The organism is Kitasatospora sp. NPDC052868, assembly GCF_044547105.1.
Taxonomy (GTDB): domain Bacteria; phylum Actinomycetota; class Actinomycetes; order Streptomycetales; family Streptomycetaceae; genus Kitasatospora.
Genome location: NZ_JBITZW010000014.1, coordinates 53,053 through 68,091, shown reverse-complemented (window position 1 = coordinate 68,091; position 15,039 = coordinate 53,053). Strand labels below are relative to the sequence as shown.

Here is a 15,039-nt window from a genome sequence, read left to right as displayed (position 1 = left end):
GCGGTGACACAGCCGGCGCAGGTCCCCGGGGTCGCTCGTCACGATCGTCACGTCGCCGTGCTCCGTGTGCCTCGGCGGAGGCCGCCGGAGCGCACCTGGGTGGGACGGTCCGCTCCGGCGGGGGCTCTCAGCTCAGCTGTGCCAGGCCCTCGGTGGCGATCTTCTCGAAGACGGCGAGGTCGTTCGCGAAGATCGAGTCCGGCACCGGCCAGTGGATCACCAGCTCGGTGACGCCCAGCTCCTGGTAGCGGCCCGCCCAGTCCACGAACGCGTCCAGCGACTCCAGCGGCTTCTCCGCCGTCGAGCCCTGGAGCAGCACCTTCTCCAGCTCGCCGACATCGCGGCCGGTCGCCTCGCAGGCGGCCGTGAGCTTCTCGATCTGCTGGGCGATCACCCCGGGTGCCTGCTCCACCGGCACGTCCGCCGGCCCGCGCGGGTCCCCGTACGTCACCCAGCCCTGCCCGTGCTCCGCCGCCAGCCGCAGCCCGCGCGGGCCGGTCGCCGCCACGTAGAACGGCACCCGCGGCGTCTGCACGCAGCCGGGGATGTTCCGCGCCTCGACCGCCGAGTAGTACGTGCCCTCGCGGGTCGTGGAGTCGGTCCGCAGCAGCTCGTCCAGCAGCGGCAGGAACTCCCCGAGCCGGTCCGCCCGCTCCCGCGGCGACCAGGCCTCCTGCCCCATCGCCGTCGCGTCGAACCCGACCCCGCCGGCCCCGATGCCCAGCGTCAGGCGCCCGCCGGACACGTCGTCCAGCGTGATCAGCTCCTTCGCCAGCGTCACCGGGTGGCGGAAGTTGGGCGATGTCACGAGGGTTCCGAGCCTGATCCGCTCGGTGGCGGTGGCCGCCGCCGTGAGCGTCGGTACCGAGCCGAACCACGGCTCGTCCCGGAACGACCGCCAGGACAGGTGGTCATAGGTGTACGCGGCGTGGAACCCGAGGTCCTCGGCCCGCCGCCAGATCTTCTGCCCCTCGGCCCACCGGTGGATGGGGAGGATCACCGTACTCAGTCGCATGCCAGCGACCTTACGGTAGCCGTCAGCGACCGGCGCCCTCTGACTTGACGACCCCTTCGCCCCGGAATGAAGCCGGTGCCGGGCCCTGGCCGGCGGGATTCGCAACAGTCAGGGCGCCGGTGGGTGGACCGTCGTCAGCGGCGACGCGGATTCAACGCCGCAGCCAGCTCAGCAGGGTCGCCGCCGTGAACACCGTGCCCGACGCCAGCCAGACCGCGCGCGGGGTCGGCCACCCGGGGCCTGCCGGGGGCGGCGGCTGCGGGACCGGGGCCAGCAGCGCGTCTGCGAAGGCCTGGGCGGTCGGGGGGCGGTCCGCCGGGTCGACGGACATCCCGGCCCGCAGCAGCACGGCGACGTTCGGCGGGAGCTCCGCTTCGGCCGGGAGCGCCGGAAGCGTCGAGGAGGCCTGCGGGTCGGTCATCAGGGCTGTGGCGCGTCCGCCCGGGCCGAACGGCTTCTGCCCGGTCAGCAGCTCGTAGGCCACGACGGCCAACGCGTACACATCGGCCCTTCCGTCGAACCCGCCGGTCTGGAAGGCCTGTTCCGGTGCCATGTACGCGGGCGTGCCCGTGGTCACCGTAAGCCCGGACGCGTCGGCCAGTTGCTTGGCGCTGCCCAGGTCCGCCACCAGCACCGCGGCGGGCGCAGGGCCGGCGGCGAGCAGCAGGTTGGACGGCTTGACGTCGCGGTGCACCACGCCCGCCTCGTGCAGGACCTGGACCGCGTAGCCCGCCTCCGCGGCCAGCCGCATCGCCTCCTGCGGGTCGCACTGCCCGACCCGGTCCGCCAGGGTGCCGCCGCGTACGTGGTCCATGACGAAGTAGGGCCGGTCCTCCTGCACCCCGACGTCGTGCACCCGGACCACCCGCGGACTGGCGATCCGGCGCAGCAGTCTCGCCTCCGCCAGGAACCGCTCGCGCACATCCGCGTTGGCGGCCCAGTTCTCGGCCAGCACCTTCACCGCGACCTCGGTGTCGAGCTCCGGGTCGTAGGCCTTCCAGACCGTCGCGAAGGAGCCGGCTCCGAGCCGCTCCAGAAGGAGGTAACGGCCGAGCTTGCGCATGTGGCAGCATTCTGCCGGAGTCGGGGGGAGTGCGGAACTCCCGTTCGGCGGGGGGATGCCAGGCGGGACGAAACGGGGGTCCGGGTGTTCGAGGAAGGCGAGCTGGAGCTGCTCGTGGCGGCTGCTCAGGCGGGGGAGCCGGGGTCGACGGAGTACCTGCTGGCCAAGCTGCGGCCGGTGGTGCTGCGCCGCTGCTCGCGCCTCCTGCCCCACCACGCCGACGCGGAGGAGGCCGCCCAGGACGCGCTGCTGTCCATCAGCACGCATCTGGGCGCGTACGGCGGCCACGGCTCCTTCCTGGGCTGGGTGACGGTGATCGCCTCGAACGCCGCCCGGTCCACCTACCGCTCGATGCGCCGGCGCGCCGAGGACAGCCACGCCGACCTCCCCGAGTCCGTCGACCCGCGCACCACCAGCGTCATCGCCGGGACCAGGCTCGACCTGATGGAGGCGCTGACCGCGCTGGAGCGGAAGCACCCCGCCCTGGTGGAGGCCTTCGTGCTGCGCGACCTGGGCGACCTGACCTACGCCCAGGTGGCAGCGGAGCTGGAGGTTCCGTTGGGCACGGTCAAGGACCGTATCCACCAGGCCCGCCGCTTCCTGCGCGAGCACCTGGTCACCAGTCCGTGAACGACGCTCCCGTTGCGGTCGGCGGCCGCTCCGTCGTCCGGCCCCGGTCCGCCGTCGCCGCGCTGGTGGCCGCGGTCGTGCTCGGGCTGGCGACCGGCCGATTCGTCCTGCCACCGCCCCCCGGCGCCACCGCACACCCGGCAGCGCGGTCGGGTGGGGCGGTCGGCGTGGCATCCCAAGGCGCGTCCGCTCCCGCGACGCCCGGCGTGGCCGTCCCGCCGCCCGGGTCCTCGGGCTCCGGCTCCGGCTCGCCGACCGGTGTGACCGGTGCGACCGGGCCGGTGACGGCCGCGAACCTGCTGGGACCCGCGGCGTTCGGACCGGACCTCGCCACCGGGCGGATCCGCGTCACCGACCGGTACGGCGACGGGGCTTACGCCAACGCGGCCTGCTCCGGCGAGAAGACCCTCACCCAGACCCTGGGCGGGCCCGGTGCCCACTTCCGCGGACTGATGACCGGCACCCGCACCTCCCCGGACGACCCCACGCTGGCCGCCACCCACGGCGACCAGGTCGCCCGCGAGGTCGTCGCCGAGACCCGGAGCCCCTCCCTGGCGCAGAACTTCGCCGACCGCCTGCTGCTGGAGGAGGTGCCCTGCCAGGAGGCGGTGCCGGGGCACTGGGTCTACGGAAGGACCACGACGGTGCGGCTCGCCCCGGACGTCACCGCGAGCTGGATGGGCGCCTACCAGGGAACCCTCAACACCACCGGTACGGCGCCCGAGGGCAAGGAGCCCTGCGGGGGCATCGCCGTGCTGCGCAGCGGCACCCACTACGGGGTGCTGGAGGTCGACGCCTGCCTGGGGACGGCCGCGATGGACCGCGTCGTCAGGACCGCTCTGTCACAGCTGTGAAACAGCCGCTCAGGGCTCCAACTTTCCCTTCTCCGGCGGCATCTCCCCGGTTGTACGAGGACGCAGCAGGCGTCCCGACCAGCAGGGGGACCAGATGACCGAGAACCAGGCCGTCCGGCAGAAGTCCGTTCGCCGCAACCGGGTCGCCACCGCGGCCTGTTTCGCCGCCGCACTGATCACGGTCGGCGTCGTCGGCACCCAGTCGGCCACCGCCGGCGGGGCCGCGCCCGACGCCGCGCACCGCACCGCGGCCGCCGCCCAGCCGGTCACCGCCGCTCAGCCGGTCACCGAGGCCCAGCCGGCTGCGGTCGCGGCCGCCGCGCCCGGACTCGGGTCCGGCGGCCTCGTCCAGAGCGAGGACTACCTCCGGCAGGGCCTGAACCCGGTCGGCGCGACCGTGGCGCTGACCGGACGCCAGGGGCTGTCCGCCTGCTCCGGCGAGGAGACGATGTACGGCCTGACCAAGGGCAAGGCCACCGGGTACGCGTCTGTGACCTGGACCTTCGACACCGAGGGCCGAGTGAACGAGTCGGCTGCGAGCGCCCCCACCGGGGCCGCTGCCGACATCTGGGAGAAGCAGCTCGTCGCGCTCGTCCAGGACTGCCAGGACGAGCCCGCCGGCCACTGGCACTACGGCGCGGCCCACACCCTGACCGCCGCCGGCGGCACCGCGCGCTGGTACCCGGCCTACAACGGCGACGGCACCGCCGGCGGCGGGGTCGCGGTCCTGCGCAGCGGCACCAGGGTCGCCATCGTCGAGCTCACCGGTCGGCCCACCGACGCCCCGACCAAGGTCGAAGGCATCGTCACCGCAGCACTGAACCGCCTCCGTTCCTGAACGGCGGCCCCGCTCCGCCCGGACGGCCTGGCGGTGTTCGAGCGGACCGCCGTCGAGGGGTTGGCGCGGTCGGGGTGAGCGCGGGGCGGTGTCGGCGGAAGGCGCTACTCTGTCCGCCGCACACCATCATCTGATCGTTTGTCATACGGGGGTTCCTTCGTCATGCCTGTTTACCGGAGACTGCTCGGCGCCGGCCTGGTCGCCACCGCCCTGTTCGGCCTCGCCGCCTGCGGGCCGGACAACTCGTCCGACCAGGCCGGCGGTGCCGCCAACACGCCGGCCGCGCCTGCCGCGACCACCCCGGTTGCGCCGGCTGCGACCACCCCCGCCGCGACCGCGCCGGCCGGTGGCAAGAGCACCGGCCCGGCGGCGAGCGGCAAGCCGTCGGCGGATCCGAGCGAGCCGGAGGGGTTCTGCGACGCCCCGCCGCTGCCCGCCGGCCAGAAGTGGATCTACCCGGCGAAGGGCACCACGGCGACCACCCTGGTCTACAAGGACACCAAGACGGCGTGCGGCGTCAACGACGTGGTCTTCGAGCCCGTCGGCGCCGACAAGACGGCCCCCTTCGCGCCCACCGTCAAGGGCCACCTGAACTCGGTGCTGGCGAAGCCGAAGGACGTCAACGGCGCCGACCTGGTGAAGCACATCAACGAGTGCCTCGCCGACCCCACCAGCACCAAGGGCTTCTACCCCTGCTCGGGCGGCGACTACAAGGTCGCGATCGACGCCTCCGGCAAGGTCGTCGAGCTGACCGAGCGCGCCCACTCCTGAACAGGGTGAACGCCCGGGGGTAACGGGTGCGTGAACGCGGGGCGGGCGGGCCGGAATGACGGCCCGTCCGCCCGTTGCGGTTCGGTCACGGTGTGTCCGATTGGTCATTGGGTGGTAAGCGGCCGACAGCGGATCCCGCCCCGGGTCGTCGCACGTGTGCGGCCCGCCCGGCGCGGGGCGGCCGGTGCCATCCCCTAGGGGACGGCGGGGAGACGTCATACCGCAGCATCATGCGGGGTTCGTCAATCCAGCCCATCCCCATGGAGGGGTGCGGACACTACGTTGAGACCCGTGTCCACTGTCATCAAGACGGACGGCCTCACCAAGAGGTTCCCCCGGGTCACCGCCCTCGATCAGCTCACCGTAGAGGTGCAGCCCGGGGTGGTCGGCCTGGTGGGGGCGAACGGGGCGGGCAAGTCCACACTCATCAAGATCCTGCTGGGGCTCGCCCCGGCGACCTCCGGCACCGGGCAGGTCCTCGGTCTGGACATCGCCACGCAGGGGTCGGAGATCCGCGAGCGGGTCGGGTACATGCCGGAGCACGACTGCCTGCCGCCGGACGTCTCGGCGACGGAGTTCGTGGTGCACATGGCCCGGATGGCCGGCCTGCCGGCCGCCGCCGCGCGCGAGCGGACGGCCGACACGCTGCGGCACGTCGGGCTGTACGAGGAGCGCTACCGGCCGATGGGCGGGTACTCCACCGGCATGAAGCAGCGGGTCAAGCTGGCCCAGGCGCTGGTGCACGACCCCAAGCTGGTGCTGCTGGACGAGCCCACCAACGGGCTCGACCCGGTCGGCCGGGACGACATGCTGGCGCTGATCCGCCGGGTCCACTCCGACTTCGGGATCTCGGTGCTGGTCACCACGCACCTGCTCGGCGAGCTGGAGCGCACCTGTGACCACCTGGTGGTCATCGATGGCGGCAAGCTGCTGCGCTCCTCCTCCACCGCCTCCTTCACCGAGGCGACCGCGGTGCTGGCCGTCGAGGTGACGGACTTCCCGTCCGCAGGCTCCGCCGACCCCGCAGGCTCCGCCGACCCCGTGGACTCCGCAGGCTCCGCGGACCCCGCCGACTCCGCCGCCGCGGTGCGCGAGCGGATGGCCGCCGCAGGGCTGTCGGTCCAGATGGACGGCTCGCGGATCCTGCTGGTCCGGATCGACGGGGACGACACCTACGACACCATCCGCGACACCGTCGCGGGCCTCGGCCTCGGACTGGTCCGGCTGGAACAGCGCCGCCACCGGGTCGCCGAGCTCTTCACCGAACCCGCCACCGCCGCACCGCAGGGAGGTACCGCAGATGTCGCTGCCTCCTGAGACCAGGTCGACCGACACCGGCGTCATCCACGACATCGGCTACCGCGGCTACACGGGACCCCGCCTCGGCAGGGCCTACGCGACCCGCTCGCTGTTCACCCAGAGCCTGCGCGCCGCGTACGGGCTCGGGCGCTCCGGCAAGTCCAAGGTGCTGCCGATGCTCGTGCTCGGCGTGGTCACCGCGCCCGCGGTGATCATCGTCGCCTTCGCGATCGTCACCGGCCGCAAGGAGCTGCCGATCGACTTCCCGGGCTACCTGGCCGCCCTCGGGCTGATCGTCTCGATCTTCCTGGCCGCCCAGGCGCCGGTGCTGCTCTCCCGGGACCTGCGCCACAACACCGTCCCGCTGTACTTCTCCCGCCCGATCACCCGCGGCGACTACGTCCGGGCCAAGTTCGCCGCGATGGCCTGCGCCCAGCTGCTGCTGATGACGGCCCCGCTGCTGGTCCTGTACATCGGTGCGCTGCTCGGCGGGCTGGACTTCGGGCACAACACCGCGCAGCTCCTGTACGGCCTGGCCGCCGCCGTGCTGTACGCCCTGGTGCCGACCTCCGTCGCCCTGGTGATCGCGGCGAGCACCCCGCGCCGGGGCTTCGGGGTGGCAGCGATCATGGGCTGCCTGGTGGTCAGCACCACCCTGGTCGCGATCGTCACCGGCATCAGTGCCGGCGTCTCCGAGACCGTGCCGGACTCCGCCCAGTGGATCGCCCTGCTCTCGCCGAACGAACTGGTCGAGAGCCTGACGAACCAGCTGTTCGACCTCGGGACCGACCCCGGTCGGATGCACGCGCCCGGCGCGCTCGGCGCGGCCGTCTTCCTCGTCGTCGCCGCCGCGATCACGGCCGGCTCGTACGGCCTGCTGCTGCGCCGCTACCGCAGCGTCTGATCACCCGAGTATCTGAGAGGGCGTCATGGCCACCATCACCATCGACAAGGTCTCCCGCTGGTTCGGCAACGTGGTCGCCGTCAACGACATCAGCATGGCGATCGGCCCCGGCGTCACCGGCCTGCTGGGCCCCAACGGCGCCGGGAAGTCCACGCTCATCCACATGATGAGCGGCTTCCTCGCCCCCTCCACCGGGGCGGTCACCCTGGACGGCGCGCCGATCTGGCGCAACCAGGAGGTGTACCGGCAGATCGGGCTGGTGCCCGAGCGCGAGTCGATGTACGACTACCTGACCGGCTGGGAGTTCGTCCTCGCCAACGCCGAACTGCACGGACTCGCCGACCCGGGGGCCGCCGCCAAGCGGGCGCTCGGCCTGGTCGAGATGGAGTACGCCCAGGACCGGAAGACCGGCACGTACTCCAAGGGCATGAAGCAGCGCGTCAAGATGGCCTCCGCGCTCGTCCACGACCCCGCGGTGCTGCTGCTCGACGAGCCCTTCAACGGCATGGACCCGCGCCAGCGGCTCCAGCTGATGGACCTGCTGCGCCGCTTCGGCGCGGACGGCCGGACGGTGCTGTTCTCCTCGCACATCCTGGAGGAGGTCGAGCAGCTGGCCCGGCACATCGAGGTCGTGGTGGCCGGCCGGCACGCCGCCTCCGGGGACTTCCGGAAGATCCGCCGGCTGATGACCGACCGCCCGCACCGCTACCTGGTCCGCTCCAGCGACGACCGCCGGCTGGCCGCCGCGCTGATCGCGGACCCGTCGACGGCCGGCATCGAGCTGGACCTGCAGGACAAGGCGCTGCGCATCCAGGCGGTGAACTTCCAGGGCTTCACCACCCTGCTGCCGAAGGTCGCCCGGCAGGCCGGCATCCGGCTGTACACCGTCGCACCGGCGGACGAGTCCCTGGAGAGCGTCTTCTCCTACCTCGTCTCCGCCTGAACGCCTCAACCGGACCCAGGAAGGCCGACCACACCATGAACCCGACCGTCGCCAGGCTGACGCTGCGCGGCCTGCTGGGCCGCCGCCGCGGCGTCCTGCTGCTGGTGGTCCCCGCCCTGCTGCTGCTCGTCTCGGCGATCGCCAGCGGCTCCAGCGGGGACAAGCACGACCTGACCGTCAAGATCCTCGGCCAGCTGAGCCTCGGCACCCTGCTGCCGATCCTCGGCCTGGTCGTCGGCACCGGCGCCATCGCCACCGAGATCGACGACGGCTCGATCGTCTACCTGCTCGCCAAGCCGCTGCCCCGCTGGAAGATCATCACCACCAAGCTGGTGGTGGCCGTCGGCACCACCTGGGTGTTCGCGGCCGTGCCCACCCTGCTCTCCGGGCTGCTGCTGTACGGCACCAAGGACAACCTGGCGCTCGGCTACACCGCCGCCGCCCTGGTGGCCGGTGCCGTGTACAGCGCGCTGTTCCTGCTGCTCGGCGTGGCCACCCGGCACGCGGTGGTGGCGGGCCTGGGCTACGCGCTGATCTGGGAGTCCCTGGTCGGCAACTTCGTGAAGGGTGCCAGGACGCTGAGCGTGCAGCAGTGGGGCCTGTCGGTGGGCGAGGCGGTGGCCGGGGACGGCGCCATCACCGCGGGGGTCTCGCTCGGGGTGGCCGTGCCGCTGCTGCTGGTGCTCACCGTGGCGGCGACGGTGCTGGCCTCGGTGAAGCTGGCCGGGCTGACTCTGGCCGCCGACGAGTAGACCCGGCGGTCCGGGGCGCGGGCCCGGCAATACAGGCCCGGCCCCGCAGCCCGGGCCCGGCCCCGCAGCCGGGTCAGAGCGTCCGGTTGCGGCCCGCGCCCCAGCCGGCCGCGGCGACCACGGCGGTCAGCACCAGCATCAGCACCAGCACGGTGTCCCAGCCGCCGGTCAGCTGCCGCAGCGCCCCGGCGCCGACCGGTCCGGCCGCCGCCACCAGGTAGCCGACCGCCTGCGACATCCCGCCCAGCCGGGCGGCACCGGCGGCGCTGTCGGTGCGCAGCACGATGAAGGCGAGGCCGAGGCCCAGCGACCCGCCCTGGGCGATGCCCAGGATGGTGGCCGCGACCCAGGCACCGGGCACCGGTGAGATCAGCAGGATGGCGATGCCCAGCCCGCTCAGCGCGGCCATCACGACGGCCAGCGCCCGCTGGTTGGTCATCCGGCCGGCCATCAGCGGGACGAGGAAGGCCCCGGCGACCTGGACCAGGTTGGAGAAGGCGAAGACCAGGCCGGCCTCGCCGCGGTCCATGCCGTGGTCGGCCAGGATGGTCGGCATCCAGGCGACCAGGATGTAGACCAGCAGCGACGAGACGCCCATGAAGAGGCTGATCTGCCAGGCCAGCGGCGAGCGCCAGATCCCCGGGGCCGGGGCGTCGGCGGGCCGCGCCGCAGCCGTGGTCGTCGCGACCGGCACCGCGGCCCGCTGCCGGCGGGCCCGCAGCACCTGCGGCAGCCAGGCCACCGCGGCGATCAGCGCGAGCAGCGACCAGGCGCCGAGCGAGGCCTGCCAGCCGCCGCCGAGGGCGTGCTCCAGCGGCACCGAGGTGCCGGCCGCGAGGGTGGCGCCGACCAGCATGGTGGTCGAGTAGACGCCCGTCATGGCCGCGGCCCTGCCCGGGAACTCCCGCTTGACCAGGCCCGGCATCGAGACGTTCAGGACGGCGATGGCCACGCCGATCACCACGCAGCCCGCGTACAGCGCCGCCACCGAGGGCAGCACCCGCAGCAGGACGCCCGCGCCGAGGACCAGCACCGCGCCGAGCACCACCCGCTCGGTGCCGAACCGCCTGGTCAGCCGGGGGGTGAGCGGGGCGCCGACGCCCTGGAAGAGCACCGGCACGGTGGTGATCAGGCCGCTCGCGGTGGCGGAGAGGCCGAAGGTCCGCTGGATCTCGCCGACCATCGGCGAGATCGCCGCGAGGCAGGCGCGCATGTTCAGGGCGACCAGCAGGATGCCGGTCAGCAGCAGGGCGGGGTGGGCCAGCCGGGCGCGGACGGGGAGCGTGGGAGTGGTGACAACCGGCTGCGGGGCACGGGTGACTGCCATGGGTCGTGCTGCTCTTTCGTGAGGACGGGGAGACGGGCGCGGAAGGAGCGGGTGCCGCTTACTTCCGGGCCGCGATGGCCGCGAGGAGCTGCTCGACGGCCGCGGTCGGCTCGGCGAGCAGCGCGCGACACGCGGCCTCGGCGCGGTCCGGGTCGCCGCTCTCGATCGCGTCCACCAGTGCCTCGTGGGTGGCCACGACCACCTCGGGCATCTCGTGGTCGCCGAAGGCCGTCCGCATCGACTCGCGCACCGAGGCGCCGAAGTAGCGGTACACCTCGGCCAGGGCCGGGTTGTGCGCGGCCTCGACCACGGCGGTGTGGAACTCCAGGTCGTGCTCGACGGTCGCCTCGCGGCCGGCCCGCTCGGGGTGCGCCGCGATCACCTCGGCCTCGCGGGCCAGTGCGGCCCGCATCCGGCGGATGTCCTCGGGCGTGTGCCGCAGCGCCGCCAGCCGGGCCCCTTCGGCCTCCAGCGCGGCGCGGACCTCCAGGACGTCCCGGATGCCGGAGCGCTGGACCCCGCGCAGGACGGAGGCCGGGTCGCTGGTGCTGCGGACGAAGGTGCCCTCGCCCTGGCGGGAGACCAGCATGCCGGCGTGCACCAGCACCCGGATCGCCTCCCGCACGGTGTTGCGTCCGACCTGGAGGCGCTCGGCCAGCTCGTGCTCGGTGGGGATCCGCGAGCCGACCGGCCAGGCGCCGGCGGCGAGCTGCTCGCGCAGCTGGTCGATGGCGGTGTCCACCAGGGAGCGCCGGCCGGCGGCCTGCAGGTTGTCGTTGGTGCTGGTCACAGCGGCTCCTCCCGAGTGCTCCGGACCGGTCATCGGTCATCCTACAACCGCTTGCCCGGTCATCCTACAACTGGGGGATGAACACCATGGGAACCGTCCGGGCCGGCCTCGCGTTGCTCCGGACGACTTCGGTCCACCCCTATCTGCAAGGAGAGCGCCCGCATGGTGTTCAAGAAGCTGCTCGGTGCCCTGGGCGTCGGCGGTCCCGGCGTCGACACCGTCCTGACCACGCCGGTGGTGCAGCCCGGCGGCACGCTGCACGGGACGGTCGAGCTGACCGGCGGCACCGTCGAGGCCGACATCCGGGGGATCACGCTGACTCTGGTCGCCCGCGTGGAGATCGAGCACGAGGAGGGGGAGAGCACCGGTCTCTACCCGTTCGCGCGCTTCTCCGTCACCGCGCCGCTGGTGCTGGCGCCGGGCGAGAACCGCTCGATCCCGTTCGCCGTCGACGTGCCGTGGGAGACGCCGGTCACCGTCGTCGCCGGGCAGCGCCTGAACGGGATGCAGCTCGGTGTGCGCACCGAGGTGGACATCGCCGGCGCGCTCGACAAGGGCGACTCCGACCCGCTGGAGGTCGAGCCGCTGCCGGTGCAGCGCCGGATCCTGGACACCCTGCTGCAGCTGGGCTTCCGGTTCCGCTCCGCGGACCTGGAGGCCGGGCGCATCCGCGGCACCGGGCAGACGCTGCCGTTCTACCAGGAGATCGAGTTCTCCTCGGCGCCGCAGTACGCGCACTCCTGCAACTCGCTGGAGGTCAGCTTCGTGACCACCTCGCACCGGGTCGAGGTGGTGCTGGAGGCGGACAAGCGCGGCGGCCTGTTCGGCCACGGCGGCGGCGACGTGATCCGCACCCACGTGGTCGAGCACGGCCAGGCCGACCAGGACCTCACGGCCCTGGTCGACGGCTGGATCCGCGCGGCGCTCTGACCCCCGTCCGCCACCCGGCGCACGGGCGGCCGGCGGCGGCTATCCGTAGGAGACGTTGCTGCAGATGTCGTCGTCGGCCGAGCGGGCCTCGTTGACCACCTCGGTGGGCAGCGGGGCCGGCGCGGCGGGCGTGCCGGGCGCGGCGGCCGTGGTGGCGTTGGCGGCGGCGTAGTCCTTGCCGAGCACCAGGCTGATCCCGGCCGCCGAGGTCGGCGTCAGGACGGCGCCGGGGAACAGCGCCGCGACCTTCTCCGCGTTGGCCTTCTGGCCGGAGCCGTACTCCACCGTGGTGGTCGCCTTGGCGGTGTTCTTGGCGGTGGTGGTGCCGGTGACGGTGACCTTGTTGGTCTTGAGCGTCTCGGCGGCCTTGGCGGCCAGCCCGGTGACGGTGGTGCCGTTGTAGACGGCGACCTTCACCGGCGGGCCCTCCACCGCGGTCGGCGAGGGCGGCGCGGGCGGGGTGGTCTCGGCGGGCGCGGGGGTCTGCGGCGCGTCCTCCTGCTTGCCCGTGGCGTCCTCGCCCTCGATGGTGCGGTCGGCCAGCAGGGTCTTCCAGAGGTTGTCGACGGCCGGGTGGACCAGGTCGATCCGGGGGCCGTTGTAGCGCCACGGCGTGGTCAGGAACTTGACGTCGTGCAGGTCGATGTTCTTCATCGACAGCGCGAAGTCCATCAGCTTCTTGGCGGAGTCCAGGCCGGGGTCGACGGTCATCGACTTGGTGGCCGCGTCGGCGAGCGGCAGCAGTGTGGTCGGGCTCAGGCCCTCGCCCTTCACCTTGGCCATCAGCGAGGCCAGGAAGGCCTGCTGGCGCTTCATCCGGCCGACGTCGGACTCGTCGCCGATGCCGTGCCGCAGCCGGACGTAGTCCAGCGCCTTCTGGCCGGCCAGCTTCTGCTTCCCCTTGGGCAGGACGACCTTGCCCTTCTTGCCCAGGTTGGGGTTGAGGTGCCCCTCGTAGATGTCGTTCGGCAGGCAGACGTCGACGCCGCCGACGGCCTCCGTCATCGCCGCGAACCCCTCGAAGTTCACTTCTATGGTGTGGTCGACCCGGATGCCGGTGAGCTTCTCCACCGTGTTCTGCGTGCAGGCCGGGTTGCCGGTCTCGGTGTTGCCCACCGAGAACGCCGAGTTGAACATCTGCCCGGGGGACTCCTTGGTCCACTTCCCGTTCGGCAGCTTGCACGCGGGGATGGTCACCAGCGCGTCGCGGGGAATCGAGATGCCCACGGCGTGCTTGTGGTCCGCGTAGACGTGCAACAGGATCGTGGTGTCGGAGCGGGCCCCGCCCTCGTTGCCGCCGCCGAGGTCGCTGTTGTTGCCGGCCCGCGAGTCGGAGCCGATCAGCAGGACGTTGACCGGCTTGTTGCCGTTGGCGTCGGCGACCGCCTCGGGCGGCCGGTCGGTGGCGATCGCGTCCGCGTCGAAGGACTTGATGTTGCCGTTCAGCTTGTAGTAGATCGCGCCGCCGGTGCCCGCCAGCACCACCAGGACGCCGGCCACCGACCAGGCCGCGATCTTCTTGACGTTCCGTTTGGGCTTGCGGCTGTTGCGCGCGGCCGCGCGGCCGCCCGTCGCCGTGGCGCCCTCCTTGCCGGCCGCACCGCGGCCCGCGGTCGAGCCCTTGGCCGCGGGGCCCTTACCCTGGGCCGCCCGTCGGGCCTCGGCCCGGCCGCCCGGCCGGGGCGCGGGGACGCGGGCGTCGGCGCCGTCGGCCGCGGGCTCGGTCCGCACCCCGCCGCGCGAGCCGCCGGTGCCCGGTGACCCTCCGTGCGAACCGCCGCTGCGAGGGCCGCCGCCGCTGGCGCGCCGCCGTCCGTCCGCTCCCGACGGTGTCTCGTCCCACTGGCCTGACATGCGCGTACCTCTCAGCGGCGAAGCGGCAATCCTGTGCGCGTCCGGCGGGCAACGCCCGGGCCGGCTGGTCGCACCGCACAGGAGCACCGCACCGGGAGACGCGGAGCTTCAGCGGAGCATACAAACTCTTCCTGAGACGGTCAGCATCCGGGTGCCGCCGATGCGACTCCGGGTGCCCGTCCGGCCGTTCAGCGGACCGGGTAGAGCCGCTCCAGCACGACGGCGACGCCGTCCTCGTCATTGCCGACGGTGACCTCGTCGGCGACCGCTAGCAGCTCCTCGTGGGCGTTCGCCATCGCGACGCCGTGCGCGGCCCAGCCGAACATCGGGATGTCGTTGGGCATGTCGCCGAAGGCGATGGTGTCGGCGGCGCGCACGCCCAGCCGACGGGCCGCGACGGCCAGCCCGGTGGCCTTGGAGAGGCCGAGCGGCAGCAGCTCGACGATGCCGGGGCCCGCCATCACGACGCCGACCAGATCCCCCGCGACCTGGCGGGCGACCCCGGCGAGGCCGTCGTCGGTCAGGCCGCGGTGCTGGATGTAGAGCTTGCTGAGCGGGGCGCCGAAGAGCTCGTCCTTGTCCGCCCGGACCACCGGGAGGTCGGAGCCGATCAGCAGCTCGTACCCCGGACCGGCCAGCACCTGGCCGTCGAGGCCGTCCTGGTTGGCGGCGACGGCCAGCGGGCCGGTCTCCGCCTCGATCTTGGCGACGGCCAGGGCGGCCTGCCGGCGGTCCAGGGTGAGCGAGGTGAGCAGCTTGTGCGCGCCCGCGTCGTAGACCTGCGCGCCCTGGCCGCACACCGCTATGCCGGTGTAGCCGATCTCGTCGAAGACCGGCCGGGCCCAGGCGGCCGAGCGGCCGGTGACGATGATGTGCAGCGCCCCGGCGGCGGTGGCGGTGGCCAGCGCGGCACGGGTGCGCTCGGAGACGGTCTCCCCGCTGTTCAGCAGGGTGCCGTCGAGGTCGGTGGCGACCAGCCGGAAGGGCAGGTCGCCACCGGGGGAGACGGGGCTGGGGCTGGGGTTGCTCATGGGCCGTGCGTCTCCCGGGAGTTGCTGTCGGGCGGTGG

Annotated in this window: 15 protein-coding genes; 9 read left to right on the top strand and 6 right to left on the bottom strand. The window is 73.2% G+C overall.

Annotated features, from left to right (window positions below; all coding sequences use genetic code 11):
* Positions 1 to 127: 127 nt before the first annotated feature.
* Both ACIGZJ_RS23660 and ACIGZJ_RS23655 read right to left on the bottom strand, forming a co-directional pair.
* The gene (locus ACIGZJ_RS23660) at positions 128 to 1,015 is read right to left on the bottom strand and encodes an LLM class flavin-dependent oxidoreductase (RefSeq protein WP_396459084.1); all 888 of its coding nucleotides are present in this window, start codon (positions 1,013 to 1,015) and stop codon (positions 128 to 130) included.
* Between the two features lie 151 nt (positions 1,016 to 1,166).
* Positions 1,167 to 2,078: a serine/threonine-protein kinase gene (locus ACIGZJ_RS23655; RefSeq protein ID WP_396459083.1), complete on the bottom strand. Its 912-nt coding sequence runs from the start codon at positions 2,076 to 2,078 to the stop codon at positions 1,167 to 1,169.
* Positions 2,079 to 2,162: 84 nt separating this feature from the next.
* On the opposite strand from ACIGZJ_RS23655, the gene ACIGZJ_RS23650 reads away from it, so the two are divergent.
* The 8 genes from ACIGZJ_RS23650 (at position 2,163) to ACIGZJ_RS23615 (ending at position 9,069) form a co-directional block, all read left to right on the top strand.
* Positions 2,163 to 2,708, top strand: coding sequence for an RNA polymerase sigma factor (locus tag ACIGZJ_RS23650; RefSeq protein ID WP_396459082.1), 546 nt, complete (start codon positions 2,163 to 2,165; stop codon positions 2,706 to 2,708).
* Positions 2,705 to 3,562, top strand: a complete 858-nt coding sequence (locus ACIGZJ_RS23645; protein WP_396459081.1) for a hypothetical protein — start codon at positions 2,705 to 2,707, stop codon at positions 3,560 to 3,562. The genes ACIGZJ_RS23650 and ACIGZJ_RS23645 overlap by 4 nt, the downstream gene beginning before the upstream one ends.
* Before the next feature lie 94 nt (positions 3,563 to 3,656).
* Positions 3,657 to 4,400 (top strand): hypothetical protein, encoded by a 744-nt coding sequence (locus ACIGZJ_RS23640; protein WP_396459080.1) that lies wholly within the window; start codon positions 3,657 to 3,659, stop codon positions 4,398 to 4,400.
* A gap of 162 nt (positions 4,401 to 4,562) precedes the next feature.
* Positions 4,563 to 5,171: a hypothetical protein gene (locus ACIGZJ_RS23635; protein WP_396459079.1), complete on the top strand. Its 609-nt coding sequence runs from the start codon at positions 4,563 to 4,565 to the stop codon at positions 5,169 to 5,171.
* 291 nt (positions 5,172 to 5,462) lie between these two features.
* Positions 5,463 to 6,488, top strand: coding sequence for an ABC transporter ATP-binding protein (locus ACIGZJ_RS23630; RefSeq protein WP_396459078.1), 1,026 nt, complete (start codon positions 5,463 to 5,465; stop codon positions 6,486 to 6,488).
* Positions 6,472 to 7,374, top strand: coding sequence for an ABC transporter permease (locus ACIGZJ_RS23625; RefSeq protein WP_396459077.1), 903 nt, complete (start codon positions 6,472 to 6,474; stop codon positions 7,372 to 7,374). The genes ACIGZJ_RS23630 and ACIGZJ_RS23625 overlap by 17 nt, the downstream gene beginning before the upstream one ends.
* A gap of 25 nt (positions 7,375 to 7,399) precedes the next feature.
* The gene (locus ACIGZJ_RS23620; protein WP_396459076.1) at positions 7,400 to 8,317 is read left to right on the top strand and encodes an ABC transporter ATP-binding protein; all 918 of its coding nucleotides are present in this window, start codon (positions 7,400 to 7,402) and stop codon (positions 8,315 to 8,317) included.
* Between the two features lie 35 nt (positions 8,318 to 8,352).
* Positions 8,353 to 9,069: an ABC transporter permease gene (locus ACIGZJ_RS23615; protein WP_396459075.1), complete on the top strand. Its 717-nt coding sequence runs from the start codon at positions 8,353 to 8,355 to the stop codon at positions 9,067 to 9,069.
* Between the two features lie 73 nt (positions 9,070 to 9,142).
* Here the strand turns inward: ACIGZJ_RS23615 and ACIGZJ_RS23610 are convergent, their stop codons facing one another.
* Complete coding sequence (locus ACIGZJ_RS23610; protein ID WP_396459074.1) at positions 9,143 to 10,396, bottom strand: CynX/NimT family MFS transporter; 1,254 nt, start codon at positions 10,394 to 10,396, stop codon at positions 9,143 to 9,145.
* Between the two features lie 58 nt (positions 10,397 to 10,454).
* The gene (locus ACIGZJ_RS23605) at positions 10,455 to 11,186 is read right to left on the bottom strand and encodes a FadR/GntR family transcriptional regulator (RefSeq protein ID WP_396459073.1); all 732 of its coding nucleotides are present in this window, start codon (positions 11,184 to 11,186) and stop codon (positions 10,455 to 10,457) included.
* Between the two features lie 162 nt (positions 11,187 to 11,348).
* Here ACIGZJ_RS23605 and ACIGZJ_RS23600 point away from each other — a divergent pair, with 162 nt between their 5' ends.
* Positions 11,349 to 12,116, top strand: a complete 768-nt coding sequence (locus ACIGZJ_RS23600) for a sporulation protein (RefSeq protein WP_396459072.1) — start codon at positions 11,349 to 11,351, stop codon at positions 12,114 to 12,116.
* 39 nt (positions 12,117 to 12,155) lie between these two features.
* On the opposite strand, the gene ACIGZJ_RS23595 is transcribed toward ACIGZJ_RS23600, so the two are convergent.
* Both ACIGZJ_RS23595 and ACIGZJ_RS23590 read right to left on the bottom strand, forming a co-directional pair.
* Positions 12,156 to 13,970: an LCP family protein gene (locus tag ACIGZJ_RS23595; RefSeq protein ID WP_396459071.1), complete on the bottom strand. Its 1,815-nt coding sequence runs from the start codon at positions 13,968 to 13,970 to the stop codon at positions 12,156 to 12,158.
* Positions 13,971 to 14,158: 188 nt separating this feature from the next.
* Positions 14,159 to 15,001 (bottom strand): HAD family hydrolase, encoded by an 843-nt coding sequence (locus ACIGZJ_RS23590; protein WP_396459070.1) that lies wholly within the window; start codon positions 14,999 to 15,001, stop codon positions 14,159 to 14,161.
* Between the last annotated feature and the right edge of the window lie 38 nt (positions 15,002 to 15,039).

Excerpts from the sequence above, each read along its gene's own strand:
- ACIGZJ_RS23635 (WP_396459079.1), top strand. The coding sequence starts at position 4,563 with ATGCCTGTTTACCGGAGACTGCTCGGCGCCGGCCTGGTCGCCACCGCC.
- ACIGZJ_RS23615 (WP_396459075.1), top strand. The coding sequence starts at position 8,353 with ATGAACCCGACCGTCGCCAGGCTGACGCTGCGCGGCCTGCTGGGCCGC.
- ACIGZJ_RS23595 (WP_396459071.1), bottom strand. The coding sequence starts at position 13,970 with ATGTCAGGCCAGTGGGACGAGACACCGTCGGGAGCGGACGGACGGCGG.
- ACIGZJ_RS23610 (WP_396459074.1), bottom strand. The coding sequence starts at position 10,396 with ATGGCAGTCACCCGTGCCCCGCAGCCGGTTGTCACCACTCCCACGCTC.
- ACIGZJ_RS23600 (WP_396459072.1), top strand. The coding sequence starts at position 11,349 with ATGGTGTTCAAGAAGCTGCTCGGTGCCCTGGGCGTCGGCGGTCCCGGC.
- ACIGZJ_RS23590 (WP_396459070.1), bottom strand. The coding sequence starts at position 15,001 with ATGAGCAACCCCAGCCCCAGCCCCGTCTCCCCCGGTGGCGACCTGCCC.
- ACIGZJ_RS23640 (WP_396459080.1), top strand. The coding sequence starts at position 3,657 with ATGACCGAGAACCAGGCCGTCCGGCAGAAGTCCGTTCGCCGCAACCGG.
- ACIGZJ_RS23625 (WP_396459077.1), top strand. The coding sequence starts at position 6,472 with ATGTCGCTGCCTCCTGAGACCAGGTCGACCGACACCGGCGTCATCCAC.
- ACIGZJ_RS23620 (WP_396459076.1), top strand. The coding sequence starts at position 7,400 with ATGGCCACCATCACCATCGACAAGGTCTCCCGCTGGTTCGGCAACGTG.
- ACIGZJ_RS23655 (WP_396459083.1), bottom strand. The coding sequence starts at position 2,078 with ATGCGCAAGCTCGGCCGTTACCTCCTTCTGGAGCGGCTCGGAGCCGGC.
- ACIGZJ_RS23660 (WP_396459084.1), bottom strand. The coding sequence starts at position 1,015 with ATGCGACTGAGTACGGTGATCCTCCCCATCCACCGGTGGGCCGAGGGG.